The sequence below is a fragment of the Burkholderia sp. LMG 13014 genome, from assembly GCF_905232215.1.
GTDB lineage: Bacteria > Pseudomonadota > Gammaproteobacteria > Burkholderiales > Burkholderiaceae > Burkholderia.
Window position 1 is genome coordinate 1 of the sequence record NZ_CAJNKE010000982.1, and the last position, 1,407, is coordinate 1,407.

Here is a 1,407-nt window from a genome sequence, read left to right on the forward strand (position 1 = left end):
TGTTCCACCTGTCACCGCCGTCCGACGCCGGCAAGATCGCCGTGCTCAAGCTCGCGGCGAAGGAGCGCGGGATCGCGCTCACCGACGACATCGCCGCCTACCTGCTGACCCATTTCCGCCGCGACATGCCTAGCCTGATGGCACTGCTCGACGCGCTCGACCGCTTTTCGCTCGAGCAGAAACGCGCCGTCACGCTGCCGTTGCTGCGCCGCATGCTGGCGCGTCCCGGCGACGACATCACACCACCGGGCACGGGCCCGAACCGCTTCGAGTAAAATGCGCTTCCATGACTAATCTGGCACTCTTTGACCTCGATCACACGCTGATCCCGACCGATAGCGACCACGAATGGGGCCGCTTCATGGTGAAGCTCGGCATCGTCGACGCGGAAAGCTTCTCGCGTCAGAACGATCAGTTCTTCGCCGACTACAAGGCCGGCCAGCTCGACATCCACGCGTACCTCACGGCGATGCTCACGCCGCTCGCGAAGTATTCGCGCGCGCAGCTCGCGCAATGGCACGAGCAGTACATGCACGAGGTGATCCGGCCCGCCATGACACCCGCCGCGCTCGAGCTCGTGCGCAAGCATCTCGATGCGGGCGACCTGTGCTGCGTCGTGACCGCGACCAACGAATTCATCACGCGCCCGATCGCCACCGCGTTCGGCGTCGACACGCTGATCGCCTGCGAGGCCGAAACGACCGACGGGCATCCCGATTCGCCGTACACGGGCCGGCCGACCGGCACGCCGAGCTATCGCGAAGGCAAGATCGTGCGGACCGAGGCGTGGCTCGCGTCGCTCGGCAAGCAATGGAGCGATTTCACGCACACCTATTTCTACAGCGACTCGCACAACGACATTCCGTTGCTCGAGAAAGTCACCGACCCGATCGCGACCAACCCTGACGACACGCTGCGTGCGCATGCAAGCAACCGCGGCTGGCGCATCCTCGATCTCTTCTGAACGTCGTGATCAAAAAATTCATCCGCAAGCTGCTCGGTCAGGACGAAACCGAGCAAACGTCCCCCGCAACGGCCCCGGCCGACGAAGCGGCCCCTGCTACCCCGCGCGCCCCGAAGGGCGCCCGTGGCGGCGGCGCGAAGAAACCGCGCAGCAACCATGAACCGACCGTCGTGCCGGCCAGCGTGCACGGCATCAACCCGGCGCTGATCTCGAAGAATGCCGTGCGCGTGACCGACACGCTGCAGCAGGCAGGCTTCCGTGCATTCATCGTCGGCGGTGCGGTACGCGACCTGCTGCTCGGCATCGCGCCGAAGGACTTCGACGTCGCGACCGACGCAACGCCGACCGAGGTGCAGCGCCTGTTCCGCCGCGCGCGCCTGATCGGCCGCCGTTTCCAGATCGTCCACGTGCAGTTCGGCCAGGAGCTGATCGAGGTGTCGACG

General features: G+C 65.7%; 1 protein-coding gene and 2 pseudogenes. All 3 read left to right on the forward strand.

The features are described from left to right. Positions 1–275 (forward strand): annotated as a pseudogene (locus tag JYJ84_RS36720) (DnaA regulatory inactivator Hda); the annotation flags it as partial. 11 nt (positions 276–286) lie between these two features. Next, positions 287–964, forward strand: coding sequence for an HAD family phosphatase (locus tag JYJ84_RS36725; protein WP_174956987.1), 678 nt, complete (start codon positions 287–289; stop codon positions 962–964). A 5-nt stretch (positions 965–969) separates the two neighbouring features. After that, positions 970–1,407, forward strand: a pseudogene (locus tag JYJ84_RS36730) (polynucleotide adenylyltransferase PcnB); the annotation flags it as partial.

Bases quoted from the DNA above. Each gene is read 5' to 3' on its own strand.
- JYJ84_RS36725 (WP_174956987.1), top strand. From the start codon at position 287: ATGACTAATCTGGCACTCTTTGACCTCGATCACACGCTGATCCCGACC.